Here is a 25,052-nt window from a genome sequence, read left to right on the forward strand (position 1 = left end):
AATTGACAGGTTGTAAAATATTGTTTTAACGTTTATTTAGAGTTATTTAACTCCGTGCATTAATTTTTTAATTACTGGATAAAGTACTGCTGATAATACTGCTAAACCTAAAGACACAAAAGTTAACAACCAGAAAAAGCTACTTAATCCTTTTTCTTGTGCTATTGCCTCTGAAGACTCTGCAAATACACCTGCTAATTTCATACCAATGGCTACTGCTAGGTACCAAATACCAAACATAAAAGCAATCATACGTCCCGGTACCAGCTTAGATACATACGATAAAGCTACTGGAGACACACATAATTCTCCCATAGTATGAAATAAATACACTAAAATTAACCATATCATACTTACTGATGCTGTTTTAGCTCCTACGGGTATTCCTGCAGAACCAATGGCAACACACGCCATACCTAATCCTAATAACCCCATACCTATTGCCCATTTCATATTTGCATTAGGATTGTATTTACTTTCCCACCATTTAGAAAATAATGGCGCTAACGTAATAATAAATAGTGAGTTTAATATTGAAAACCATGATGCTGGCACTTCTGTTGTGTCTTTTAAGAACTCAGCATATAACATCCAAAGAGCTATTCCCCATACAATTAAAAAACTTAATGCTAAGAAAATATTTGAAAGTGCATATTTTCCAAAAGTCTTTTTAAATAACAAATATAAAACCCAAGTAATAATACCTAAAGGAACAATGGTCATTAAAGAATTTACTACTTTAAAAATTGTTCCTGCACTTCCTTCTAATGTTCTTTGTGTATAATCTTTAGCAAAAACAGTTAATGAACTTGGAGATTGTTCGAAAATCGCCCAGAAAAATATAGTTACAAATGCAAAGAAAACAACAGCTAACATTCTGTCTCTTAACACTGGAGCATACTTAGGTATTCTAATTACCAAAAGGGCTATAAAAAGACCTAAGGCTACTAAGATAGCAACATTAGAACCAGACAAGCCCACTGCTTCGAATGGGAATAGGTTATATTTTCCTTCGGAAATTTTTGAAATAGGATCGTTAAATATCCAAGCCAAACCTAATAATGAAGATATAGCAATCATTATTTTTTGAACACCTGTAAACGAATTTCTACCTTCATCTTCAGAAGCTTCTTCATCGATTATATCATCGATAATATCAATATTTTTATTCTTAGGTCCATCTCCTATCTTGCCAAAAATTCCTTGGGCAAACCAGAATTGTAACATTCCAAATAACATAAAAATACCTGCTACTCCAAATCCCCAAGACCATCCTACTTTTTCTCCTAGATATCCACATAAAAGTATTCCTAAAAACGCTCCTGCATTTACTCCCATGTAAAAAATAGTATAAGCGCCATCTTTCTTTTCTTCTTTCCCTTTATACATTTCTGAGATAATAGAAGTCATGTTTGGTTTAAAAAAACCACTACCTACAACTAATAAGCCTAAACCTGCGTAGATAAAAAATGGAGTTTCCACAGCCATACATCCGTGACCTAAAGTCATTAATACAGCCCCCAAAACTACAGCTTTTCGAATACCAATAACGTTATCAGCAAAATATCCACCTACCATTGTAGATAGGTATACCAAAGAGGTATAAGTACCAAAGATTGCGTATGCCCATTCACGTGGCCACCCCCAACCTTCATCCATTAATGAAGCGGTAAAAAATAATATTAATAGGGCTCGCATTCCATAATAAGAAAAACGTTCCCACATTTCTGTAAAAAACAAAACGAACAACCCTGCTGGGTGCCCTAAAACCTTGTCTTTAAATAAATTTTCGATATCTGTACTCATTTTTTTGATATATAGTTTATAATAGAAGAAGCCTTGGTAGCAATTTCATACTACCATGGCTTATTTTTTTTAATTATTATCTGCTAATTCGAATCCTTCAGCTTCTTCTTGTGAAGTTTTATTAAACTCTTCTGCTCCATGAGTTAAACGCTTCAGAGGTTTTAAAATTGCTAAAATTAACAATCCAAAAACTGTACAAAATATAGCAATTCCAGTAAACACTTGGAATTCTCCTGCCCCTTCTGAAAGTTCACCTACAAAACCAGCTACTTTATTTCCTAAACCTGTTGCTGCGAAATAAGCTCCCATCATGAATGAGGCGTACTTAATTGGCGCTAATTTAGTAATAAACGACAGAGCTACTGGCGAGGCACATAATTCTCCAATTGTATGAAATAAATATGCTAACACCAACCATATCATTGCTGATTTTTCTACTATTTTATCTCCATCCATAACCACTTCCATACTAGCTTTACTCATAAAGAAAAAACCAAATGCCATGATAATAACACCGATGGCCATTTTAAATAACGAAGAAGATTCTTTTCCTTTTTTACCCCACTTATACCAAAAATTAGCTACTAGAGTTCCTAGTGTAATGATGAAAAATGCATTTATTGATTGAAAAACAGCCGCAGGAACTTCATTTCCTATAAGTGGTAATGAAAAAGAAAGTGCTCTATCTGTTTTTTGTTCTGTATACAAACTCATTAAACCTCCTGCTTGCTCAAACGCTCCCCAGAAAACAATGATAATTAAGAAAGATAAAAACATAACTAACATCCTGTCTTTCTCTACTGCAGTAAGAGGTTTTTTCATTAAATCTTTATCTGGAGAATCTTGTTTTCCTAAAAAATCACCTACGCCTTCTAAGTATTTTAAACCAAACATGTATACCACCTGACCTAAAGCCATTCCTATACCTGCTAATCCAAAACCATAATGCCATCCCCATTTAGCAGCTACTGCCCCTACAATTAAAGCACCTAAAAAAGCGCCAAGGTTAATTCCTATATAAAAAATATAAAACCCTTTATCTCTTCTATCATCTCCTTTTTTATAAAGTCCTCCAACCATTGTTGAAATGTTCGGCTTTAAAAAACCTACACCAATTACAATTAGTATCAATCCAGTAAAGAATGCCCATTGAGCATCAATTGCCAAAATACCGTGTCCTATACATAGTAACAATCCACCAAGCATAACGGCTTTTTTCTGGCCAATAAATTTATCAGCAATCCAACCTCCAGGAATAGACATTAAATAAACAAACATAGTATAGGTTCCGTAGAATGATAACGTTTCTGCATTAGACCAACCATAGCCTGATTGTGGATTTTCTAAAAGAACGGGTGCTGCTAAAAAAAGTGTTAGAATAGCTCTCATACCATAGTATGAAAAACGCTCCCACATTTCTACGAAGAATAATACATAAAGTCCCTTGGGGTGCCCCAAAAACTCACTTTGGTTTGTTTGTTTAACTGTACTCATAGTTGTTGAATTTTATAAGTTGTTTTTAATAAAGTTAGTCATTTTGGTATACAAGTGTAAACGAGTGTTTCCTCCATAAATACCGTGATTCTTATCTGGATACATTCCCCATTCAAATTGCTTATTTGCTTGAATTAACGCTTCTGCCATTCTATAAGCATTTTGTACATGTACATTGTCATCACCTGTACCATGAATTAACAAATACTTTCCTTTTAATAATTCTGGATAATTTAAAGGAGAATTGTCATCATACCCTGCTGGGTTTTCTTCTGGTGTACGCATGTAACGCTCTGTATAAATAGAATCATAAAAACGCCATGTAGTAACTGGTGCTACTGCAATTGCTGCAGCAAAAACATCATTTCCTTTTAATAAACAGTTGGTACTCATATGTCCTCCAAAAGACCATCCCCAAATACCTATTCTATTCGCATCTACATATGGTAATTTTGCTAACTCTTTAGCTACAGAAATTTGATCTTCCGTTTCATACTTTACCAAATTCATGTAAGTAACTTTCTTAAAATCACGACCTTTAAAACCTGTTCCTCTACCATCTACACAAACAACTATATAACCATTTTGCGCTAACATTTGGTGCCAGTAGTCATTTGAACCATTCCAACTATTTTTTACATTTTGAGAACCTGGTCCTGAATATTGATACATTAAAACTGGGTACTTTTTATTAGCATCAAAGTTTGCAGGCTTCATAGTGTACATATTTAAGTCGTTTCCGTTTACATTAATTGTAGAAAACTCTTTTTTACTTAAATTATATCCTGCAATAGTTTCTTTTAAGTCTGCATTATCTTTTATAGTCTTTAACACCTTCCCTTCATCATTTCTTAACGTGTACACCGGTGGTGTATTTACATCAGAAAAAGTATTGATAAAATAGTGCATATTTTTACTAAAAGCAGCATTATTTGTTCCTGTAGGATTACTCAATAACTTTTTGTTTTTACCATCTAAAGAAATACTATATACTCCTCTATTAATAGAACCATTTTCTACTGATTGATAGTAAATAGTTTTCTTGTCAGCATTGTATCCGTAGTAAGAAGTAACTTCCCAATTTCCTTTCGTTACCTGATTTAATAACTTACCGTCCTTATCATAGTGATAAATATGGTTGTACCCATCTTTTTCACTTGTCCAAATAAAACTATTATCGTCTAAGAAAGTTAAATCATCAGTAATATCTACATACGCCTTATCTTTTTCGTTTAAAACGATAGCACTATTAAAAGTAGTCGCATCAACAAAATACATTTTTAAATCATTTTGATGACGGTTTAATGTTCTAACGGCTAAAATATTTGGATTGTTTGTCCAGTTAATTCTTGGAATGTATTCATAATCTCCAACTCTAACTTCAGCCGTTTTATTCGTTTCTAATGAAAATATACGCAAAGCTACTTTTGCATTTTCTTCGCCAGCCTTTGGATATTTGAACACATGCTGTGTTGGGTATTTTTCTTTTCCATATACGTCCATTGAAAAAGTTTTAACCTTACTTTCATCAAAACGTAAATAGGCTAAGTTTTTGCTATCTTTACTCCATTCAAATGCTTTTACGAAACCAAATTCCTCTTCATAAACCCAATCAGTAATACCGTTAATGATTTCATTCTTTTTACCGCTATTGGTAATTTGAATTACCACATTGGCATCTGAATAATCTTTAATAAATAAATTATTGTCTTTAGCGTATGCTATTTTTTTACTATCTGGAGAAAAAGTTGGCTCTTGAATATCTGTACCAATTAAGTCTAACGATTTTTTTGCTATGTCATACACATAATACGTACCTAAATATGAATGACGGAAAATTTGTTTGAAGTTCGTTCCTAAAATTAATTTGGTTTCATCATTATTAAAGCTATATGATTGAAAATATTTCAATCCTGCTAAATCTTTACTATCAACTATTGTTGCAACTTTTTCTAGAGTTTCATAACTGTACTTATCTACAGTAGAACTTCCATTCTCATAATTTAATAGCGAATAAAAATCTCCATTCATAGAATTTAAAGAGTTCATATAATCGGCTCTAAACGTGCCTTTTCGCCATATATCCTCTAAAGAAATATCTTTTTTTTGTGCTTGTACTAGCGAAGATATCCCTATAAACAATAATAATAATTTCTTCATGTTAAGTTGTTGTTTATCTAAAAAGTTTGCCAAGTTTACGGAAAAATAGCCAAAAATCCCCTCAAAAAAATCATAAAAACCAAATAACATAACCATTTTAACAGGATTCACGTATCTTTGAACCATCAAAAATGAATTGAGAATGTCTAAAACGATCTCTGGTTTTTCTAAACTTACCAAAGAAGAAAAAATAGACTGGTTGGCAAAAACTTACTTTAATAATCAACCAGAAATTATACAAACTATTACACAATATTGGAATGTAGATGGCAAGCTACAACAGCTGCACGATGATTTTATTGAAAATACCATTTCTAACTTTTACATGCCTTACGGTATTGCTCCTAATTTTATTATTAACGGACGCAGTTATGTAATACCAATGGTAGTTGAAGAAAGTTCTGTAGTTGCTGCTGCTTCTTTAGTTGCCAAGTTTTGGAGTACTCGTGGTGGATTTAAAACAGAAGTAATCTCTACCAACAAAATTGGCCAAGTACATTTTATGTATGCTGGCGACAAAAAAGAGTTAGAGACCTATTTTAATCAACAAAAGACAGAATTATACGCAGCTACCGCATCTATTACCAAAAACATGGAAAAACGCGGCGGTGGAATTTTAGATATTCAATTAGTTGATAAAACAAATAAGCTTGCAAACTACTATCAATTACATGTTACGTTTGAAACAAAAGATAGTATGGGGGCTAACTTTATTAATTCTTGTTTAGAAGCTATTGCAAAGACTTTTAGAAAAGACGATATTGAAATAGTTATGAGTATTCTTTCTAACTACGTTCCTGAATGTTTAGTTAGAGCGGAAGTAAGCTGTAGAGTTGAGGAACTAGGTGGTAAAGACCCTGAAAAGTTTGCTCAAAAATTTGAACAAGCTGTTAAAATCGCAGAGATAGAGCCATATCGTGCAGTAACCCATAATAAAGGAATTATGAACGGAATTGATGCTGTTGTATTAGCTACTGGAAATGATTTTAGAGCCATTGAAGCTGGTGCACATGCGTATGCATCTAAAGACGGACAGTATAAAAGCCTAACACACTGTGAGGTAAAAAACGGTATTTTTAGGTTTTGGATTGAAATCCCTTTAGCATTAGGAACTGTGGGTGGATTAACAGCATTACACCCAATGGCAAAACTATCGTTAGACATGATGCAAAAACCAAGCGCACGCACCTTAATGCAAATTATTGCTGCTGCTGGTTTAGCTCAAAATTTCGCAGCTTTACGTGCCTTAACAACCAAAGGAATTCAACATGGACACATGAAAATGCACTTGATGAACATCTTAAATCAACACAAAGCTACTAATGAAGAAAAGGAAGCTGTGGTAGCTTATTTTGAAGACAGAACTGCCTCACATAGTGCTGTGGTAGAAAAATTAAACGAGTTACGTAAACCCAAAGTACAATGGGTCAATTTTTTAAATAAGGAGGAAGTACGTAGTACACTTGCTAATTTAAAGACTGATGCAAAACCTTTATTTGGAAAAATGAATGGACAGCAAATGGTAGAGCACCTAAGTGCAGTAACTCAAATAGCGAATGGAAACTGGAAGGTTGACTCCTATGTTTCTGATGAGAAATCAGCTAGAAGAAAACCATTTTTAAATTCTGATAGTGAATTACAAATCGGATTTAAAGCTCCATTTTTATCGGAAGACCCAACTCCGTTAAAGTTTAACTCTATGGAAGAAGCTATTACCGATTTGATTGAACAAGTACAGCACTTCGAAACTGTTTTTAATGAAGACCCAAGCCGAAAAGTAGTACATCCATTTTTTGGAGAGTTGGATTATGAGTATTGGAAAAAATTCCAAGTAAAACATTTTACACATCATTTTAAACAATTTGGATTGTGACTTCGACTACGCTCAGTCACCAATTAATTCGACTACGCTCAGTCACCAATTAATTCGACTACGCTCAGTCACCAGTTAACATCAAAATTATTAAATGCCTAAAGGTTTTGTTTACATACTAGAATGCTCAGACGGAAGTTTCTATACCGGTAGTACTATTAATCTAGAAAAAAGACTTAGCGAACACCAAAATGGTGTAGGTGCTCGCCACACTCAAAAAAGATTACCTATCAGCTTAGTTTATGTTGAAGAATTCCAACAAATACATCAAGCTTTTTATAGAGAAAAGCAAATTCAAGGTTGGTCTAGAGCTAAAAAGATAGCTTTAATCGATAATAATTATGAAATACTACCTAAGCTTTCCGAATGTCAAAACGAAAGTCATTATAGAATTCAAAAAAGAAGAGGTTTAGTTTAAACATGAAAGAAGATACAAACCAATGGGTAGCTGAACGTAGTCGAAGCTACTCTAACGGAAAATTATTACTGACTGGAGAATATGTTGTTTTGGATGGTGCAACCTCATTAGCGGTTCCTACTAAGTTTGGACAAGATTTAATTGTTAAACCAATTAAAGATTCACAACTTATCTGGGGAAGTTTTACACATACTGGAGAGTGCTGGTTTGAAGCTTCATTTGATTTACCAAAACTACGATTGACCTCAGCAACATTTAATTCTGATAAAGAAGGAAGTGCTGAATTTATTGCTGAAACACTACGTGATATTTTACTAGAAGCGAAACGTTTGAATCCAGAATTTCTAACTACTGAACATGGTTTTATTGTAAAAACCAATTTAACTTTTCCACAAAACTGGGGATTAGGAAGTTCTTCAACTTTAATTAACAATATTGCTACTTGGGCAAATGTAAATCCGTTTACCTTACTTTGGAATGCTTTTTCTGGAAGTGGCTACGATATCGCTTGTGCAAAACATAACACTCCGATTCTATATCGATTAATGATGACTGAGCGTAATCGAAGTCAACAACCTCATATTGAAGAAGTAAATTTCAATCCAAGTTTTTCTGAGGAATTGTTTTTTGTGCATTTGAATCAAAAACAAAATAGCCGAGAAGGAATTGCGCATTATAAAAAACACAAAGAAGAAGCCAAAGTCTTAATTCCTGAAATTGACAATTTAACTCAAGAATTTTTAAAAGCCAACACTTCTAAAAATTTAGAAAAAATCATTATTGAGCATGAACGAATCATTAGTTCAATTATAAAACAAGACGCTGTAAAACAAAGATTATTTCCCGACTATTTTGGTGAAATAAAAAGCTTAGGCGCTTGGGGTGGTGATTTTATTTTAGCTACAGGAAATGAAGACACAATAAGTTATTTTAAACAAAAAGGATTCGACACTGTTCTTTCGTATAAAGAAATGATTTTATAAAATTAAGCCTGTCACATCGAGTAAATTTATTGAAGAATGAAATAAATTTGTATCGAGATGATTTAAAAAGGTTCTCGATATAATTTCTACTGAAAATTACTCGAACTGATATAAAAAAGATGAAAAAAGTTATTATTATTGGTGGTGGAGCTGCAGGTTATTTTACTGCAATTAATGCAAAAGAACTCAATCCAGAATTGGACATTACTATTCTTGAGAAAGGAAAAGAGGTTTTACAAAAAGTAAAAATTTCTGGTGGAGGTCGTTGCAATGTTACGCATGCTTGTTTTGAACCTAAAGAACTAACAAAATTCTACCCAAGAGGCGAAAAAGAATTATTAGGCCCTTTTCATAAATTCATGACGGGCGATACTTTTGAGTGGTTTGAAAATCGCGGAGTTCCTTTAAAAATAGAAGAAGATAATCGAGTATTTCCAGAAGCGAACACCTCACAAGCAATTATAGATTGTTTCCAAAACGCTGTTGATAACCTCGGAATTAGCGTGTTAAAAAACCATGGTGTGAATTCTGTTTATCAACAAAATGACAAATGGATTATCAACACAAAAAATCAAGATTTTGAAGCTGATTTCGTAGTGGTTGCTGCAGGAAGCAGTAAAAAAGTATGGGATTTATGTAAAACACTAGACCATACGATTATTGAACCCGTTCCTTCTTTATTTACTTTCAACATAAAAGACAAACGAATTATTGATTTAGGCGGAATATCAGTTCCAAATGCAGAAGTTACACTTGTTGGAACTAATTTAGAAAACTCTGGTCCTTTATTAATTACGCACTGGGGGTTAAGTGGACCTGCTATTTTAAAATTATCTGCTTTTGGAGCCAGAATATTAGCAGACAAAAATTATCAATACAACGTACTGGTAAATTGGTTAGGACAAGATACCGATTCGGTTTTTTCGGCATTACAAGAGTTAAAAAAATCGCAAGCTAAAAAACAAGTTAGTTTAAAATCTCCTTTTAGCGATATTCCTCGTCGATTATGGGAGCGTTTGGTTGTAGCTTCAGAAATAAAAAACAATCAGAATTGGGCTGATGTAAGTAATAAACAGCTTCAAAACTTAACTGACCAATTGACAAAAGGATTATTCAATGCAAATGGCCGTACTACTTTTAAAGAGGAGTTTGTTACTGCTGGTGGTGTAGATTTGAAAGAAATTAACTTTAAACGTTTTGAAAGTAAAAAATACAAAGACTTGTTTTTTGTAGGCGAAGTATTAAATATTGATGCCGTTACTGGTGGCTTCAACTTTCAAAATGCTTGGACGGGTGGTTTTATTTGTGCAAATGCGATTGCTGAATAAATAAAAATCATTTCGAACAAAGTATTCTTAAGCCTTTGTTCGAAATGATCTTATTTTTTAGTCTTCGTCTTCTCCTTCTTCTTCGTAACAGTTAAAAAGAATAGAATACCCATACTCTACTGCTTCTTCATACAGTTCTTTTTGCTCATCTTCTTCAACATCATCTACCGTGTCTAATGTAAAGTATTCATCTTCTATTTCTATTACTTTCCAGTCTTCATTTTTGATGTAAAACTTTGCTAATCGCATAGCTCCTTCAATATCTTTATAATCGATATACAAGCTTACGTAAGCTCCGATAACTTCATCGTAATGTTCAGAAGATTTTTTTGGTTTTGCTAAGGCATTAATTAAAAACATAGATCTATTTTTTGTGTTATATTATGCTAATTCTCCTCTGTGAGGTTTTAATGCATCTCTAAAGGTTTTCATGTATTCTTCATCAACCACCATAAAAGCAATAGTGTGCATTTCGTTTAAAGATACAAAATTTACTTCATGATACGGCAAACTATCAATCTGAGCAAATTCTTTTAGATGGACACAGTGATGCTTTGCTGTTTCAAGACCATCTGGTCCTTTAAAATCCCAAATCAGTTTAATTTTTCTCATAAAACAAAAATACCCATTTCTAAAATAGAAACGGGTATTTTATAGCTAGATTGACTGTTTTACTTTTGCGCTACACTCCAAGTATAATTAATCTTTCTTTTTAAATATTCTTTTAAAGGTTCCAACCCTATTTCTTTTCTCCTTTCATCTACATATTCAGGATTTTCTATAGGAAACGGTTCTAATTTCCGTTTATCATTATAATGAAACTGCATTCCAAACAACTGTTTTTTCCCTGTATTCACCAAAATTCTATCTTGAATTTTTGCATACTCTAAACAACTTCCTTCTTTATTTATACAAGCTTTTTTTATTTGAGGAAGATACTTAACTCTAACAGCTTCATCTTGATGATGATTTATAATTAGAAGTGGGCTATCAGCAGCTAACTTCCCTACAGAACTATATGTTGGCCAACCATTTTCTAAAATTAGTTTTTCCATTTTATTAAAGTTTCCATTCCCAATCTCTTTTTTCATTTGAGCTATAGGATAATACCAATGAGGTGCTTTACCTTTTCTCATAAAGTATTGCTTGGCCATATCTAACTGATAATCTAAAGCCTGATCTTTCATTATCAATCTTAATAATTTCAGTACATACTTTGGTTTTTGCACATTCCCATTTTGTTTTTGGTATTTCTCTAATTGTTGTTTTTCTATTACCCTCCACCTTTCATCTGAAGTAAGAGCATATAAATCATTATCTGCCAAAGCCCATAAAGAATTGTCTTTATTTAACGCTACATTCAAATAATGAAAAGCACTATCTTTTTTATACTGAATAGCATATGCACAAGCTAGATTATATGTATTATCTTGATTTTTTGGATTCTTTTGATATATCTCTTTATAAGCTTTAATTGCCTCATCTAACCTTCCTTCGCTCCTTAACCTATCTCCTTTATTTTTTTGTTGACCAAACAAGCTATATGAAAGCATTATAAAAAATACTACAATTTTTTTCATAATCATTATTTCTTTGCTTCTGATGAAAGATAGGTTTGTAATATTTGAATAGCTGTTGGAGTTGTAGGTACATTAGTTGCATTGAATGTAAAAGCTATTGATATTTTTTGCACAGGTAGATAGAGTGCTAAAGATTGGAATCCATCAATCCCCCCATCATGTCCATAAATAATCATACCTTGAAAGTTTACTACAGATATTCCTAACCCCCATTCATTCTCTGGTGTTGTCATTTTTTTTATCATCTCATTTGAAATAATTTGTCCCATAAACAAAGCATTAAAGAATTCATTTACTTCTTGAGCGGTAGAAGCTATCCCTCCAGCTCCCATAGTTGACTTTAAGTTTGTCTCCTGATAAATTGGAGTCCAAACATTTTTATTTGAATAATAAGAAAAAGCTTCGTTTTTATTCGGGTTCAATTCGGTACCGAAAGAGGTTCTCTCTAAATTAAGGGGCTCAAAAATTCTTTCCTTCAATACTCTTGCAAACGGTTTCTTTTCTATATCCTCTACGATATAAGACAGTAGTATAAAGTTAGAGTTTGAATACGTTGTTTGTGTTCCTACTTCAAATACCAATCCTCCTTTTACAATTTTACCTATCATCTCTTTTCTATTTCTTGGTTTGCGAATCCAAGTATCAAAACCTTCTTCATCGGTAATGTTAAATAGTCCACTTTGATGACTTAACAAATGTTTTATCGTTATCTCATTTGAATTAGGAATTTCTGAAAAATATGCACTTAACGGTGTACTTAATTGCAATTTCTTTTCTTCAATAAGTTTTAGTGCCATACTAGCTGTAAAAACTTTTGATATAGATCCTATTCTATATATAGTATTTTCATCTGCCATTTTATTTAAAGCTAAGTTTGCTTTACCAAATGACTTATTATATACCTCGGCTCCGTTTTTAAAAACAGAAACCGTACCCATTGCCTTATGCTCTGCTTCAAAAGAATGTAAAAGTTGATCTAAATTTACTTGTTGTCCATAAGTAATAACTGGGCATACCAATCCTATAAGAACAATTAGTTGTTTCTTCATTTTTTTTAATTTAATAAGTTATTTGATTTTTTTAAGCTTCTTTTTTCTTGAGTGTTAACCCAATTATACCTAATCTAGCGATTAAAAAAACTAACATTCCAAAAGATGGGGCTAACAAACCTATTTTTAATCCTGCAGCTAAAACAGGAGTTGCTATATCTCCTTGCATTGAACTAATATTATCAAAAGCACTAATTAACCCAAAAAATAGCCCTAAAAACCCATAAACTAAAGCAAACAAACTTACATGTTTAAGCAAGCTCATTGTTTTCCCAGTACTATCACCCTTCAGGAATAACTTTAATAGTAATGCAACACAAAGTAATAGCATTAATAATATTGGATACATAAACATTGATCCGCCTTCATTCAAAAGGTTTGAGAATAAGAATTTCATAATTTTAATTTTTTAAGTTATTTACAACACAAACCTATGCTTATAGCTCTTTTGAGTTTTATAATATCGATAGCATTCCTTTTTCATCCCTTAAACTACACATTATCGTCCTTTTTCAACCAAATAACAGAAAACCGTTATTCGTCTACAATTTCAGGGATTTTACCGCAAAAACCTATCTCTTTCTTCAAAAAATATGATATTGCAACTTAATGAAAAGATTTACATCAATAGCTAAGCGCTTTATATTCTTCTTATTCAATATTATATTTTGGGTAGGTGTTTATTTCTTTTACACATACTTCTTAGGCTATGGAAGCTCTAACACCGCTTATGTAGATGCTTTTTCTGCATACTTAATGCCTGTAACTATATTCTTAAGTTATTTCATTATTTTATATTTAATTCCTAACTACCTGCTTAAGAAAAAGTATTTTCTTTTTATCATATACAGTTGCTACACTTTTATCATATCATTTACAGCTATTCTGCTCTCTATTTTCTTTGGCTTAGTATTTTCTTCTTTTTTAGGAGGAAGCAACGCGAAGACCTTAACGAAATCTTTACCATTAGTTATAATTGGGGTTTACTTTATTGTTATAGTAGCCACCTCTTTAAGCTTAATTATTTACAATTACCTATCTAACATAAAAAACGAAAACTTAAAAAATAAGTTCTTACAAACCCAACTACAACTAAAAGAACAAGAACTAAAGTTTTTAAAAATGCAAATCCACCCACATTTTTTATTCAACACATTAAATACCTTATACGGATTTGCTTTAAAAAAATCGGAAGAAGCTCCTGATATGATTTTAAAGCTCTCTAATTTGTTAGACTATATTTTATACCAAGTGGACAAACCCTCTGTGCTTTTAAAGAATGAGATTCAGCATATAGATGATTATATTTCATTAGAAAAAATACGTTTTCAAGAAAGTTTGTACGTTAACTTTACTAAAACCCTATACGATGAGACTATTCAAATTCCCCCTATGTTATTATTACCTTTTGTCGAGAACGCTTTTAAACACGGAGTACAAACTGATGGGGTATTAAATGTTGATATCAATTTAAAAACAACTGAAGACATTTTATTGTTTCATATTAAAAACACCTCTATAGACAACAAGGTAAATAAAAATGGAATTGGCTTAGAAAATATTCAAAAGAGATTGGAAATGCTTTACGGTAACCTATCAAAACTTTCTATTTCTTCTATAAAAAATCAATTTATTGTCGAATTAAAAATCCCGCTAAAAAATGGCTATTAAAATAACTTGTGTCATTGTTGATGATGAACCGATTGCTAGAGAAATTCTCGAGTCATTTATAAAGAAAACTCCTAACCTAGAGCTAATTTCAAGTTGTAAAAATGCAGTAGAGGCATTACAAATTGCGCAAACAAAACACATCGATTTATTTTTTTTAGATATTAATATGCCTGAAATTAACGGATTGAGCTTAGCTAAAATTATCAATAACAAATCACAGATAATTTTCACTACTGCTTACAGAGATTACGCTGTTGAAGGTTTCAATTTAAATGTAATAGACTATTTATTAAAGCCTATTGCTTTGAATCGCTTTTTACAAGCTATTCAAAAAGTTTCGAATCCTACTAATGCTAGTCTAAAAACTTCTCAGAAAGAAGAAAACAATAAGGATTTTATGTTTGTGAGAGCTGACAGAAAAATGGTTAAAATCAACTTTAACGACATTTTATATATCGAGAGTTTAGGAGATTATGTTAAAGTTTTCACCAATAACAACACTGTAATAACTAGGGAAACCATTAGTAATTTTGAAGCAACATTACCAAGTGATTGTTTTATAAGAATTCATCGTTCATGCATCGTTTCAATATCTAAAATTTCTTCATACACCAACGAATATATTGAAATTGGTAAAAAGGCCGTTTCAATAAGCAGAAGCTATAAAGAAGCTGTTTTACAAAAATTAGCACAAGTGTAAGCGAAATTCTATCTTTACAGCAAAATTTTACACGTTGAATACATCAGATTTTATATTCCAATTTCAAGATAAAAAAGTAGATAACTTAACAGTTACATGGCAAACACCTAGTAATATAGCTTTGGTAAAATACTGGGGGAAAAGTGAACCACAAATTCCTAAAAATGCCTCAATAAGTTTTACATTAAACAATTGCCATACCACTACAAAAATTGAATTCACAAAGACACAGCCTAAAAATCAAGCAGAATTCGAGTTGTACTTTGAAGGAAAAAAGAAAGATGATTTTAAACCTAAAATAGCCAAGTTCTTTGAAAGAGTTCAAAAATACTGCGCTTATATTTTAGAATATAACATGGTTATTTCATCAGAAAACTCATTTCCTCATAGTAGCGGTATCGCTTCTTCTGCAAGCGGAATGAGTGCTATTGCCATGTGTTTAATGAGTTTAGAAAAAGAATTAAATCCAAACTTAACTAATGAATACATTAACCAAAAAGCTTCCTTTTTAGCTCGTTTAGGGTCTGGAAGTGCTAGTAGAAGTATCGAAGGTCCATTGGTAGTTTGGGGAAATCACCTTGAGATCGAAGGAAGTTCAGATTTATTTGGTGTAAAATTCCCTTATACGGTTCATCCTATTTTTGAAAATTATCAAGACGCTATTTTATTAGTTGACAAAGGAGAAAAACAAGTTTCGAGTACGGTTGGACATAATTTAATGCACCATCATCCGTATGCAGAAAATCGTTTTACGCAAGCGAATGAAAACTTAGAAAAAATATCAAAAATTCTTCAAGATGGAGACATTAAGAAATTCATTAACCTCGTTGAAAGTGAAGCATTAACACTCCACGCAATGATGTTAACTAGTAATCCGTATTTTATTTTAATGAAACCAAACACGCTAGAAATTATTAATAAAATATGGGAATACAGACAAGAGAACGATAGCAACGTTTGTTTTACACTAGATGCTGGGGCCAATGTACATGTATTATACCCTCACTCAGAAAAGTCTGAAATTGAAGCATTTATTAAGAATGTTTTGGCTGCATACTGCCAAAAAAATCATTATATTTGTGATAGTGTGGGTTTTGGCGCGAGACCTATTTTAACCTAAATTCCCAACTATTATGAGAACTTCAACATTAATAATTGCCCTTTTTATTGGTTTTATAACCAATTCTGTTACTGCACAAGACACAATTTGGTTCGATAAAAATTGGCATGAAACAACAAAAGGAGAACATGAGTTTTACAGACCAACTCCTAAAAGAATGAATAACGGTTTTTGGATTGTAGATTATTACAAAAACGGACAGATTCAAATGGAAGGTTTTAGCACAGTGAATATACCTAACGAAGAAGTATTTGACGGTTTAGTACTATATTACCATGCAAACGGAAAGCCTTTTCACAGGGCTAATTACAAAAAGGGAAAACTTCACGGAATTCGAAAGGTATATTATGAATCTGGTGAGTTAAAAGAGGAAGGAAAGTACGAAGAAGGTGAAAGAGAAGGTATATGGAAAACTTTTTATAAAAATGGTAAAATAGAAACGAAAGGTAAATACCGCGATAATGAAAAAGTGGGCGTTTGGAAAACTTTTTACAAAAACGTGTACTAGTTTGTAAACTAGTAGTTTTACTTGTATGTTTGCATCGTAATTAAAACACCTATGAAAGGACCCTTATTTTACGCAAAAATATTACTCTTCGGAGAGTACGGAATTATCAAAGACTCTAAAGGATTAGCCATTCCTTTTAGTTCGTATAAAGGAGCATTAAAGTCTGCAAAAAATATAACTGGAGAAGCTAAAAAATCAAATCAAAGCTTAGCTAAGTTTTACACTTATTTAGCAAATTTAAACTCTGAACTCGTTTCTTTTGATTTAGCTTCTTTGAAAAGTGATATTGATAACGGGATGTATTTCGACTCTTCAATACCTCAAGGGTATGGAGTTGGAAGTTCTGGTGCTTTAGTAGCTTCTATTTACGATAAGTACGCTAATGATAAAATTACAATTTTAGAAAACCTAACGAGAGACAAGCTTCTAACCTTAAAACAAATTTTTTCATTGATGGAATCTTTTTTCCACGGGAAAAGTTCTGGGTTAGATCCTTTAAACTCGTATTTAAGTTTACCAATCTTAATCAATTCAAAAGAACATATTGAACCAGCAGGAATCCCTTCTCAAAAAGAAGGAAAAGGAGCTGTTTTCTTATTAGATTCTGAGCAAATTGGTGAAACTGAACCTATGGTTAACATCTTTATGAACAAGATGAAAAACGAAGGTTTTAGAAAAATGATTAGTGAAGAGTTTGCAACCCATACAGATGCATGTATTGAAGACTTTTTACAAGGAAATGTTAAATCGTTGTTTGGGAACGTAAAAAAACTATCAAAGGTAGTTTTAGCCAACTTTAAACCTATGATTCCTACTGCTTTTCACAAAGTATGGGAAAAAGGTATACAAACCAACGATTACTATTTAAAGCTTTGTGGTTCTGGCGGTGGAGGTTACATCTTAGGGTTTACTGAAGATTATGAAAAAGCAAAAAACAGTTTAAAAGATTATAAATTAGAATTAGTGTATCGCTTTTAAAATGCTACTATGAGTACATTTAAAAACAATACTTTTTTCTTAAAAATATTTAGCCTTTTATCTGTCATAAGAGGTTATAACATTCTAGTACTAATAGCAGCACAATATTTGGCTGCTATTTTTATTTTCTCTGATGCAAAATCAGTGAAACCTGTAGTTTTTGATTGGCATTTACTCTATTTAGTTATTGCTACCGTTTGTGTAGTAGCTTCTGGATACATCATCAATAATTTTTACGATAAAAAAGCCGATATTATTAATAGGCCTATAAAAACTGGCTTAGATTCTTACGTAAAACAGGAAACAAAACTAACCTTATATTTTACATTAAATTTTATTGGTTTTTTCTTCGGATGGCTAGTATCATGGCGAGCAGCATTGTTTTTCTCTGTATATATTTTTGGTATTTGGTTTTACTCACATAAATTAAAAAAATATCCGTTTATAGGATTGATAAGCGCTACAGTATTAACTATACTTCCATTTTTTGTAATATTTGTTCACTATAAAAACTTTTCAAAAGTAATATTTGTTCATGCAATCTTTCTTTTTTTGGTTATCATGATTCGAGAACTCATGAAAGATTTAGAAAATATCAAAGGAGCTATCGCTAATAACTACAATACTTTTCCTGTTAAATATGGAGAGTACAATACCAAAAAGCTAATTATTTTATTAATGGTATTAACCTTAGTACCTATTGGAGTTTTATTTAACTACCCTGCTATTGAGTACATGAAATACTATTTTTACCTAGCTGCTGCTACTTTAATTTTTGTTGGTTTTTACACCTGGAAATCAACAAAAAACAACCAATATCGATTGGCTCATAATACTTTAAAAGTATTGTTATTAATTGGTGTTTTTAGCTTATTATTTATCGACAAGTCTTTAATTGTTGATAAAGTCGTAGAGGTTTTAGATTAAAAACCAAATAATTACCGTAAATTTGCAGCCTTTTAAAATTTAATTATGAATTCAAAAAACTCGTCGAGAGGACGACAAGCTGGACGCAACAGCAATCCTCAAGGAAAAAATCAATTCAAAAAAGATTTCAGAAAACCAAAAAGCAATAAACCTGCTCAGAAAAAAACTGAGGATACAGGAATTCGTTTGAACAAATTCATCTCTAATTCTGGAATTTGCTCTCGTAGAGAAGCAGACACTTACATTGAACATGGAAGTGTTTCTGTAAACGGAAAATTGGTTACAGAAATGGGGTATAAAGTACAACCTACTGATGAAGTTCGTTTTGATGGAACTCTAATCTCAATGGAGCAAAAGCGTTACGTTTTATTAAACAAACCTAAAAACTATATTACTACTATGGAAGATGACCGTGGTCGTAAAACGGTCATGGAATTAGTGGGAAATGCCACTAGAGAACGTATTTACCCTGTTGGGAGGTTAGATAGAAACACTACTGGTTTATTATTATTTACGAACGACGGCGAATTAGCAAAAAAACTAACACATCCTAAACACAACGTTCGTAAACTATACCATGCTTCTTTAGATAAGAAATTAACTGTGGCTGATTTAGAAAAATTACGTGGTGATGTAATTATTGAAGGAAGAAAAGTATTTATTGATGCTGTTTCTTATGTAGAGGGAGAAAAGAAAACTGAAGTTGGTATTGAAATTCACTCTGGTAGAAACCGTATAGTTCGTAAAATATTTGAACATTATGGATACCATGTAAAAAAATTAGATCGTGTTATTTTTGCAGGATTGACCAAAAAGAATTTACCTCGTGGTAGATGGCGTGAATTGACACAACAAGAAATTAACACATTACATATGTTATAACATAAAAATCCCGAGTATAAACTCGGGATTTTTTTATTATTTCTTTGCCTTTTTATGATTTTCCTGCACTTCTTCATCACGATATTTACAACATTCATGTAAATGATCATAGGCTTCTTTAGGTGCTTTAAAATCTTTCGTATCGTGCCCTATACTTGCAATCGTTTTTTTAATGGCTTCTGTATTGGTCTTACGTTCATCAATAATTAAACTTAGTTGATGAGTAGTTACATCCCACTTTGCAAACTTTACTCCTTTTGTTTTTAACGCAGCTTTTTCAATACGTTTTTTACACATCATGCAAACACCATCTACCTCAAAAGATACTTTTGCATTCTTATCCTGAGCAAATACTGATGTACTTAATAGTAAAACTGCTACTAATAAAAATATATTTTTCATGTCTTCTTTATTTTTTATTTTATTAATTAATCTATTTTAAATCGTAATCCTACATAGAAGTTACTCCCAAAAACTGGTGCGTATATAATTGTAGTATCAAAGTTTGCTCCAAACGGATTGTCACTTCCTAAGATAGGATTCTTTTGTTTGTAATTTGTAATGTTTTCAGCCCCAGCATACACTTCAAACTTTTTTGAAAACACTTTTGTTATTTGTGTGTTTAACAAGCTATAGCTATCCGAATACCTCGGCAACTGGTTATTTGTATTGGGTAAGCGTTGTTCTCCTATCCAATTATAAGTTACATCAAACTTCCAACTAGCATCGTTATCTTCTGTTTTAGTTTCATAGGATGCATTCGCAAAAAAACGATGTTTAGCTTGCAATGCTTTCGCTAAATTTACAGATTTATAATCTGTAGCAACATCATAAAACTTATACGAGAATCGAGTATTGAAATACGGAACAATATTTTGATTAACTTCTACCTGAAAACTATTGGCTATACTTTTTCCCTCTAAATTATAAAAAGATATCTCTTGCGGATTTTCCCAATCAACGACTACCTGATTTGAAAAATTTGTTTGATAAAAATCGAATATCACATCTCCTTTCCTTCCAAATAGTTTATACCCTTGTAAAAAAGACACTCCATAATTCCAAGCCACTTCTGGATCTAATCCATAAATGTTTCCTCCTGAATTTTCAATAGTAATCCTTCTTGACGAAGCAAAAAACTGTTGATTCTCCGCAAAAATATTTGCACTTCGTTTTCCTCTTCCTACAGAAGCTCTTAACACGCCTCTTTCCCAAGGAACATAACGCATATGCAACCTAGGTGTTACAAAGGTTCCTAACAAATTATGATGATCTAACCGAAGTCCAGCAGTAACACTTAAATTATCTGCATTATCATAGGCATATTCGAAAAATGCCCCTACAGAGTTTTCTTTTCTATCAAAATTCGAATTCATTCCTGCACTCACAAACTCTTCGTAGTTATCATAGGTAAAGCTAGCACCTGTTTTAAATTTATTACGAGTATCTCCAATAATAGAGCTAAATATAAAATTGCTATAAAAGCTTTGATGCTGAATATTATAGTCTCTCAATCCAAAATACGAATCTTGTTTATGATTGCTGTAAGCTGCTTGAAATCCCATATTTTGAAATGGCATATCAGGAAACACATATCCTATTTTTAAAGATGTATCAAAACGCTTGGTTTTAATTTCACTTCCCCAGACAGTATTAGAACCTTTATCCTTTTCTGGGTTAAAATTAATCTCTCCTACTTGCTTTGAATCGTCTAAATACCTAAAGTTGATAAAACTTACCCAGCCTTTTTTAGCATCTGTATACTGCCAACGATTCATCAGATTGATTTGCTTTGCTAACGGGTTATCTAAAAAGCCGTCTTTATTCTTATCAAACTTTTCTCCTCTATAGTTTCCGTGTACATATAAACCAGTTTGCCATTTTTTACTCATTTTTTGATTAAAGTGCGTGTTCAATTCAAACCTACCTCCTACTGCTCCATAAGCATTAAGGTAAAATTTATGGTTGGTTGATGGTTTTACTAGCTCCGTATTTATTTGCCCCGAAATACTTTCAAAACCATTTACAACACTTCCTGCTCCTTTTGTTATTTGAATACTTTCAACCCAGGTTCCAGGTGTAAATGTTAATCCAAATGCTTGCGCTGCTCCTCTAATTGATGGTATATTTTCTTGGGTAATTAACAAATATGGACTTGTTAATCCTAACATTTGTAGTTGTTTTGTACCGGTTAACGCATCAGAAAAATTAACATCAATGGAGGGATTGGTTTCAAAGCTTTCAGATAGATTACAACAGGCTGCTTTTAACAATTCTTCACTATTAATAGTTACCAAATTTTGTGTTTGTAAAAATGAGCGTTGAGTTGCGCTTTTTTTTGCAGAAACTGCAACCTCATTTAACGTATTACTTTCTGTTAAATAGTGATTGACTGGTTTGGCATCGTTAACAGTTATGGTATCTGTCTTATAACCAACAAAACTTATTATTAATTTTCTATACTCTTTTTTATACGGAATACTAAACATTCCTTTTTTGTTGGTAGTAGTACCAACTTCCGTATGTAACCAATGGATATTGGCTCCGTAAACTCCTAAATTATCTTTAGACCCATTTTTATCTTTTATCACTCCTTTTAACTCTTTCTGAGCAAAAAGTGATGAAGAAATCAGCAAAGAAATACTGACAATAAAAAATCTTTTCATTATTTATTTCATCATACTATATTATACAATTCTTATTTTTTAAGTAAAAATTGTAAATCATATGATAAAGACTTCGTGAAGTACCTGTATGTCAAAAAATAACTTAGGTGGTACATATTGTTTATGTGGAATAAATTGTTCTTCCAAGTCTTGAAATAACAGACTGTTAAAAACATATGAAGTAACTGCTAACGGAGTCTTTGTAAAGCTTACTTTTTCAACAGACGTTTTTTGGATTTGTGTTTGCCCTTTTATAAGCTCTACATCGTCTTTACAGCAAGAAGGCTCTGTAGTTTTACTCTCACAGCTATCTGCTTCTACATCATTACAACTGGCTACATTTCCTACATAAGAAATCGCGACTAAAAAATCACCACAAAAATGTTTTTCTACATTAAAAGAGAATGTAGACAGTAGTACGACCAGCGCTAAAAGTACAGCTATTATTTTAGAAACAAATTTCCTCATACCTTGCAAACATACAAAATTTTAAAAAATCTATTTTTTATCACAATACATCCCCTATTTTTGTAAGCTTTATGCACTCTTTACGAATAAGATAAAAAACACTTTTATGAATTTACAAGAACTAAAAAACAATATAGACACCATAGTTGCTAATGGCTCTTCAAAAGAAGAAAAACTACAACAAATTTGCGATTATTTGGCTTCAGAAGTTTCCTATTACGATTGGGTTGGCTTTTATTTTAAAAATGGAGACAAAGAGGAGTTAAAACTAGCACAGTTTAACGGAGAGCCAACAGACCATACAATCATTCCTTTTGGAAAAGGAATTTGTGGCCAAGTAGCTGTTAGCAATGAAAACTTTGTAGTACAAGATGTTAGTGAGCAAGACAATTATATTTCATGTGGATGGAAGGTTAAATCTGAAATAGTAATTCCCATTTTTGTCAATGGAGAAAACATCGGTCAAATAGATATTGATTCTCATACGGTTAACCCATTTACTAAAAACGATGAAGACTTACTAGAGTATATTTGTAAAAAAGTAGCTAATTTTATATAATTTTCGCATAATCACTTGATTATTAAGATTTTTTTTATTTTATTTGAGGTGATTTTTTAACAACCCCATTAATCCCCTTAAATATGAGCAGTAGAGAACATCCTTCTTATGCAGCATTAGGCAATGCTAATGCTCGTTCAGAATCTCAACAATCTTTAATAGAAAAATTCACAATCTGGTTTCGTAATTTTTTAGAAACGGCAGAGTAATTTTTTCTTTAAAAATTTTGTTGTAACAAAACACCACCAAAATAGTTTTCTTTTTGGTGGTGTTTTCAATCCTAAAAATTAAAAAAATTATTGTGTAGCGCCTCCTGTTTTACTAGCTTTGCAAGCTTAACAACACAACAATAATGAACAATACAAAAACTATCAAATCAGCATTAATATCTGTTTTTCACAAAGACGGATTAGCCCCTATTGTAAACAAGCTTAACGAATTAGGTGTTACTATATACTCAACAGGAGGTACAGAAAAGTTTATCAAAGACTTAGGTATTGAGGTTGTACCAGTAGAAGATGTGACTTCTTATCCATCTATTTTAGGAGGAAGGGTAAAAACCTTACACCCTAAAGTTTTTGGAGGTATCCTAAACAGACAAGATCATGAAGGTGATGTTGCCGAAATGGAAACATACAACATTCCTCAATTAGATTTAGTAATTGTAGACCTTTATCCTTTTGAAAAAACTGTTGCTTCTGGTGCTTCTGAGCAAGATATTATTGAAAAAATTGATATCGGTGGAATCTCTCTAATCCGAGCAGCCGCTAAAAATTTTAAAGACACTGTAATTGTTTCATCAATGGAGCAATACGAGGAATTTTTAACTATTATTTCTCAAAACAACGGAAATACTTCGTTAAACGATAGAAAAAAGTTTGCCGCGAAAGCCTTTAATATTTCTTCGCATTACGATACTGCTATTTTCAACTATTTTAATGAAGATGAAGTTGTATATAAAGCCAGCGAAACTACTTCTAAAGTATTACGTTATGGAGAAAACCCTCATCAAAAAGGATTTTTCTTTGGTGATTTAGAGGCTATGTTTGACAAACTACATGGAAAAGAGTTGAGTTACAACAACTTATTAGATATTGATGCTGCTGTTAATTTAATAGCAGAATTTAAAGGTGAAGACCCAACATTTGCGATTTTAAAGCATAACAATGCATGTGGTTTTGCTCAGAGAAAAACTATTCACCAGGCCTATGTAGATGCCTTAGCTGGTGATCCTGTTTCTGCATTTGGAGGAATCTTAATTTCAAATACCAAAATAGACCAAGCTACTGCCGAAGAAATTCACAAATTGTTCTGTGAAGTGGTTATTGCTCCTGCTTATGATGCTGATGCTTTAGAAATTTTAAAAGGTAAAAAGAACAGAGTACTTTTAGTACAAAAAGAAATTGAGCTACCTAAACAAACCGTAAGAACAGCTCTAAACGGAGTCTTAGTTCAAGACAAAGACTATATCACCGATAAATTAGATGATTTAACATACCCTACTAACAATAAACCTTCAGAAAGTGAGTTAGAGGATTTGTTATTTGCATCTAAACTGTGTAAAAACACCAAGTCTAACACTATTATTTTAGTAAAAGACAAGCAACTATTAGCCGGGGGAACAGGTCAAACAAGTAGAGTTGACGCTTTAAGACAAGCGATTGAAAAAGCTACTAGCTTCAACTTTGACTTAACTGGGGCTGTTATGGCGAGTGATGCTTTTTTCCCTTTTCCTGACTGTGTAGAAATAGCAGACAAAGCAGGTATAAAAAGTGTAATTCAACCAGGGGGATCTATTAAAGACCAATTAAGCATTGATTATTGTAACGATAATGAGGTAGCAATGGTTTTTACTGGAACTAGACATTTTAAACATTAATTA

25 protein-coding genes are annotated in these 25,052 nt (G+C 32.2%); 14 read left to right on the forward strand and 11 right to left on the reverse strand.

The window, feature by feature from the left end; all coding sequences use genetic code 11:
• Nucleotides 1-42: 42 nt before the first annotated feature.
• The 3 genes from ACN0WY_RS09815 to ACN0WY_RS09825 form a co-directional block, all read right to left on the reverse strand.
• The gene (locus tag ACN0WY_RS09815) at nt 43-1,806 is read right to left on the reverse strand and encodes a peptide MFS transporter (RefSeq protein WP_417800254.1); all 1,764 of its coding nucleotides are present in this window, start codon (nt 1,804-1,806) and stop codon (nt 43-45) included.
• A 69-nt stretch (nt 1,807-1,875) separates the two neighbouring features.
• Entirely contained in the window at nt 1,876-3,300 is a 1,425-nt protein-coding gene (locus ACN0WY_RS09820) for a peptide MFS transporter (RefSeq protein WP_330488358.1), read from the reverse strand.
• A 12-nt stretch (nt 3,301-3,312) separates the two neighbouring features.
• Nucleotides 3,313-5,460 (reverse strand): S9 family peptidase, encoded by a 2,148-nt coding sequence (locus ACN0WY_RS09825; protein WP_417800255.1) that lies wholly within the window; start codon nt 5,458-5,460, stop codon nt 3,313-3,315.
• Between the two features lie 142 nt (nt 5,461-5,602).
• Between ACN0WY_RS09825 and ACN0WY_RS09830 the strand changes: the two genes are divergently transcribed.
• The 4 genes from ACN0WY_RS09830 (at nt 5,603) to ACN0WY_RS09845 (ending at nt 10,062) form a co-directional block, all read left to right on the forward strand.
• Nucleotides 5,603-7,333, forward strand: coding sequence for a hydroxymethylglutaryl-CoA reductase, degradative (locus tag ACN0WY_RS09830; RefSeq protein ID WP_417800256.1), 1,731 nt, complete (start codon nt 5,603-5,605; stop codon nt 7,331-7,333).
• Nucleotides 7,334-7,427: 94 nt separating this feature from the next.
• Nucleotides 7,428-7,751 (forward strand): GIY-YIG nuclease family protein, encoded by a 324-nt coding sequence (locus ACN0WY_RS09835; protein WP_417800257.1) that lies wholly within the window; start codon nt 7,428-7,430, stop codon nt 7,749-7,751.
• A 2-nt stretch (nt 7,752-7,753) separates the two neighbouring features.
• Nucleotides 7,754-8,734 (forward strand): GYDIA family GHMP kinase, encoded by a 981-nt coding sequence (locus ACN0WY_RS09840; RefSeq protein ID WP_417800258.1) that lies wholly within the window; start codon nt 7,754-7,756, stop codon nt 8,732-8,734.
• Between the two features lie 119 nt (nt 8,735-8,853).
• The gene (locus tag ACN0WY_RS09845) at nt 8,854-10,062 is read left to right on the forward strand and encodes an NAD(P)/FAD-dependent oxidoreductase (RefSeq protein WP_417800259.1); all 1,209 of its coding nucleotides are present in this window, start codon (nt 8,854-8,856) and stop codon (nt 10,060-10,062) included.
• Between the two features lie 57 nt (nt 10,063-10,119).
• Here the strand turns inward: ACN0WY_RS09845 and ACN0WY_RS09850 are convergent, their stop codons facing one another.
• The 5 genes from ACN0WY_RS09850 to ACN0WY_RS09870 are packed head-to-tail and all read right to left on the reverse strand — an operon-like array spanning nt 10,120 to nt 13,088.
• The gene (locus tag ACN0WY_RS09850) at nt 10,120-10,422 is read right to left on the reverse strand and encodes a hypothetical protein (RefSeq protein WP_417800260.1); all 303 of its coding nucleotides are present in this window, start codon (nt 10,420-10,422) and stop codon (nt 10,120-10,122) included.
• 21 nt (nt 10,423-10,443) lie between these two features.
• The gene (locus ACN0WY_RS09855) at nt 10,444-10,674 is read right to left on the reverse strand and encodes a hypothetical protein (RefSeq protein WP_330488365.1); all 231 of its coding nucleotides are present in this window, start codon (nt 10,672-10,674) and stop codon (nt 10,444-10,446) included.
• 59 nt (nt 10,675-10,733) lie between these two features.
• Nucleotides 10,734-11,642 carry a DUF6624 domain-containing protein gene (locus ACN0WY_RS09860; RefSeq protein WP_417800261.1) on the reverse strand — a complete coding sequence of 303 codons (909 nt, stop codon included), beginning with the start codon at nt 11,640-11,642 and terminating at the stop codon, nt 10,734-10,736.
• A 5-nt stretch (nt 11,643-11,647) separates the two neighbouring features.
• Nucleotides 11,648-12,691, reverse strand: coding sequence for a serine hydrolase domain-containing protein (locus tag ACN0WY_RS09865; RefSeq protein ID WP_417800262.1), 1,044 nt, complete (start codon nt 12,689-12,691; stop codon nt 11,648-11,650).
• Nucleotides 12,692-12,722: 31 nt separating this feature from the next.
• The gene (locus ACN0WY_RS09870; RefSeq protein ID WP_417800263.1) at nt 12,723-13,088 is read right to left on the reverse strand and encodes a hypothetical protein; all 366 of its coding nucleotides are present in this window, start codon (nt 13,086-13,088) and stop codon (nt 12,723-12,725) included.
• 212 nt (nt 13,089-13,300) lie between these two features.
• Here ACN0WY_RS09870 and ACN0WY_RS09875 point away from each other — a divergent pair, with 212 nt between their 5' ends.
• From ACN0WY_RS09875 to ACN0WY_RS09905, 7 genes are read left to right on the forward strand one after another with little or no spacing between them, the layout of a single operon-like run.
• Complete coding sequence (locus tag ACN0WY_RS09875) at nt 13,301-14,362, forward strand: sensor histidine kinase (protein WP_417800264.1); 1,062 nt, start codon at nt 13,301-13,303, stop codon at nt 14,360-14,362.
• Nucleotides 14,352-15,062, forward strand: coding sequence for a LytTR family DNA-binding domain-containing protein (locus tag ACN0WY_RS09880; protein WP_330488370.1), 711 nt, complete (start codon nt 14,352-14,354; stop codon nt 15,060-15,062). Before ACN0WY_RS09875 ends, ACN0WY_RS09880 begins: the two co-directional genes overlap by 11 nt.
• A 34-nt stretch (nt 15,063-15,096) precedes the next feature.
• A complete protein-coding gene (locus ACN0WY_RS09885) occupies nt 15,097-16,182 on the forward strand; it encodes a diphosphomevalonate/mevalonate 3,5-bisphosphate decarboxylase family protein (RefSeq protein WP_417800265.1) in 1,086 nt (361 codons plus the stop codon).
• A 13-nt stretch (nt 16,183-16,195) separates the two neighbouring features.
• Nucleotides 16,196-16,690 (forward strand): hypothetical protein, encoded by a 495-nt coding sequence (locus ACN0WY_RS09890; protein WP_330488372.1) that lies wholly within the window; start codon nt 16,196-16,198, stop codon nt 16,688-16,690.
• Between the two features lie 51 nt (nt 16,691-16,741).
• The gene (locus ACN0WY_RS09895; protein ID WP_330488373.1) at nt 16,742-17,668 is read left to right on the forward strand and encodes a mevalonate kinase; all 927 of its coding nucleotides are present in this window, start codon (nt 16,742-16,744) and stop codon (nt 17,666-17,668) included.
• 9 nt (nt 17,669-17,677) lie between these two features.
• The gene (locus tag ACN0WY_RS09900) at nt 17,678-18,595 is read left to right on the forward strand and encodes a geranylgeranylglycerol-phosphate geranylgeranyltransferase (protein WP_330488374.1); all 918 of its coding nucleotides are present in this window, start codon (nt 17,678-17,680) and stop codon (nt 18,593-18,595) included.
• Between the two features lie 45 nt (nt 18,596-18,640).
• On the forward strand, nt 18,641-19,477 hold the full coding sequence (locus tag ACN0WY_RS09905; RefSeq protein ID WP_417800266.1) for a pseudouridine synthase: 837 nt from the start codon (nt 18,641-18,643) through the stop codon (nt 19,475-19,477).
• Between the two features lie 36 nt (nt 19,478-19,513).
• Here the strand turns inward: ACN0WY_RS09905 and ACN0WY_RS09910 are convergent, their stop codons facing one another.
• From ACN0WY_RS09910 to ACN0WY_RS09920, 3 genes are read right to left on the reverse strand one after another with little or no spacing between them, the layout of a single operon-like run.
• Nucleotides 19,514-19,879: a heavy-metal-associated domain-containing protein gene (locus ACN0WY_RS09910; RefSeq protein ID WP_417800267.1), complete on the reverse strand. Its 366-nt coding sequence runs from the start codon at nt 19,877-19,879 to the stop codon at nt 19,514-19,516.
• 26 nt (nt 19,880-19,905) lie between these two features.
• Nucleotides 19,906-22,143 carry a TonB-dependent receptor gene (locus ACN0WY_RS09915; protein ID WP_417800268.1) on the reverse strand — a complete coding sequence of 746 codons (2,238 nt, stop codon included), beginning with the start codon at nt 22,141-22,143 and terminating at the stop codon, nt 19,906-19,908.
• A gap of 57 nt (nt 22,144-22,200) precedes the next feature.
• Nucleotides 22,201-22,611, reverse strand: a complete 411-nt coding sequence (locus tag ACN0WY_RS09920) for an HYC_CC_PP family protein (RefSeq protein ID WP_330488378.1) — start codon at nt 22,609-22,611, stop codon at nt 22,201-22,203.
• A gap of 106 nt (nt 22,612-22,717) precedes the next feature.
• Between ACN0WY_RS09920 and ACN0WY_RS09925 the strand changes: the two genes are divergently transcribed.
• The 3 genes from ACN0WY_RS09925 (at nt 22,718) to purH (ending at nt 25,049) form a co-directional block, all read left to right on the forward strand.
• The gene (locus tag ACN0WY_RS09925) at nt 22,718-23,170 is read left to right on the forward strand and encodes a GAF domain-containing protein (protein WP_330488379.1); all 453 of its coding nucleotides are present in this window, start codon (nt 22,718-22,720) and stop codon (nt 23,168-23,170) included.
• Nucleotides 23,171-23,253: 83 nt separating this feature from the next.
• Nucleotides 23,254-23,379, forward strand: a complete 126-nt coding sequence (locus ACN0WY_RS09930; protein WP_330488380.1) for a hypothetical protein — start codon at nt 23,254-23,256, stop codon at nt 23,377-23,379.
• A gap of 143 nt (nt 23,380-23,522) precedes the next feature.
• Nucleotides 23,523-25,049, forward strand: coding sequence for a bifunctional phosphoribosylaminoimidazolecarboxamide formyltransferase/IMP cyclohydrolase (gene purH / locus ACN0WY_RS09935; protein WP_330488381.1), 1,527 nt, complete (start codon nt 23,523-23,525; stop codon nt 25,047-25,049).
• Nucleotides 25,050-25,052 lie beyond the last annotated feature (3 nt).

The organism is Tenacibaculum sp., assembly GCF_048269885.1.
Taxonomy (GTDB): domain Bacteria; phylum Bacteroidota; class Bacteroidia; order Flavobacteriales; family Flavobacteriaceae; genus Polaribacter.

Bases quoted from the DNA above. Each gene is read 5' to 3' on its own strand.
- ACN0WY_RS09815 (WP_417800254.1), bottom strand. From the start codon at position 1,806: ATGAGTACAGATATCGAAAATTTATTTAAAGACAAGGTTTTAGGGCAC.
- ACN0WY_RS09820 (WP_330488358.1), bottom strand. From the start codon at position 3,300: ATGAGTACAGTTAAACAAACAAACCAAAGTGAGTTTTTGGGGCACCCC.
- ACN0WY_RS09825 (WP_417800255.1), bottom strand. From the start codon at position 5,460: ATGAAGAAATTATTATTATTGTTTATAGGGATATCTTCGCTAGTACAA.
- ACN0WY_RS09830 (WP_417800256.1), top strand. From the start codon at position 5,603: ATGTCTAAAACGATCTCTGGTTTTTCTAAACTTACCAAAGAAGAAAAA.
- ACN0WY_RS09835 (WP_417800257.1), top strand. From the start codon at position 7,428: ATGCCTAAAGGTTTTGTTTACATACTAGAATGCTCAGACGGAAGTTTC.
- ACN0WY_RS09840 (WP_417800258.1), top strand. From the start codon at position 7,754: ATGAAAGAAGATACAAACCAATGGGTAGCTGAACGTAGTCGAAGCTAC.
- ACN0WY_RS09845 (WP_417800259.1), top strand. From the start codon at position 8,854: ATGAAAAAAGTTATTATTATTGGTGGTGGAGCTGCAGGTTATTTTACT.
- ACN0WY_RS09850 (WP_417800260.1), bottom strand. From the start codon at position 10,422: ATGTTTTTAATTAATGCCTTAGCAAAACCAAAAAAATCTTCTGAACAT.
- ACN0WY_RS09855 (WP_330488365.1), bottom strand. From the start codon at position 10,674: ATGAGAAAAATTAAACTGATTTGGGATTTTAAAGGACCAGATGGTCTT.
- ACN0WY_RS09860 (WP_417800261.1), bottom strand. From the start codon at position 11,642: ATGAAAAAAATTGTAGTATTTTTTATAATGCTTTCATATAGCTTGTTT.
- ACN0WY_RS09865 (WP_417800262.1), bottom strand. From the start codon at position 12,691: ATGAAGAAACAACTAATTGTTCTTATAGGATTGGTATGCCCAGTTATT.
- ACN0WY_RS09870 (WP_417800263.1), bottom strand. From the start codon at position 13,088: ATGAAATTCTTATTCTCAAACCTTTTGAATGAAGGCGGATCAATGTTT.
- ACN0WY_RS09875 (WP_417800264.1), top strand. From the start codon at position 13,301: ATGAAAAGATTTACATCAATAGCTAAGCGCTTTATATTCTTCTTATTC.
- ACN0WY_RS09880 (WP_330488370.1), top strand. From the start codon at position 14,352: ATGGCTATTAAAATAACTTGTGTCATTGTTGATGATGAACCGATTGCT.
- ACN0WY_RS09890 (WP_330488372.1), top strand. From the start codon at position 16,196: ATGAGAACTTCAACATTAATAATTGCCCTTTTTATTGGTTTTATAACC.
- ACN0WY_RS09895 (WP_330488373.1), top strand. From the start codon at position 16,742: ATGAAAGGACCCTTATTTTACGCAAAAATATTACTCTTCGGAGAGTAC.
- ACN0WY_RS09900 (WP_330488374.1), top strand. From the start codon at position 17,678: ATGAGTACATTTAAAAACAATACTTTTTTCTTAAAAATATTTAGCCTT.
- ACN0WY_RS09905 (WP_417800266.1), top strand. From the start codon at position 18,641: ATGAATTCAAAAAACTCGTCGAGAGGACGACAAGCTGGACGCAACAGC.
- ACN0WY_RS09910 (WP_417800267.1), bottom strand. From the start codon at position 19,879: ATGAAAAATATATTTTTATTAGTAGCAGTTTTACTATTAAGTACATCA.
- ACN0WY_RS09915 (WP_417800268.1), bottom strand. From the start codon at position 22,143: ATGAAAAGATTTTTTATTGTCAGTATTTCTTTGCTGATTTCTTCATCA.
- ACN0WY_RS09920 (WP_330488378.1), bottom strand. From the start codon at position 22,611: ATGAGGAAATTTGTTTCTAAAATAATAGCTGTACTTTTAGCGCTGGTC.
- ACN0WY_RS09925 (WP_330488379.1), top strand. From the start codon at position 22,718: ATGAATTTACAAGAACTAAAAAACAATATAGACACCATAGTTGCTAAT.
- ACN0WY_RS09930 (WP_330488380.1), top strand. From the start codon at position 23,254: ATGAGCAGTAGAGAACATCCTTCTTATGCAGCATTAGGCAATGCTAAT.
- purH (WP_330488381.1), top strand. From the start codon at position 23,523: ATGAACAATACAAAAACTATCAAATCAGCATTAATATCTGTTTTTCAC.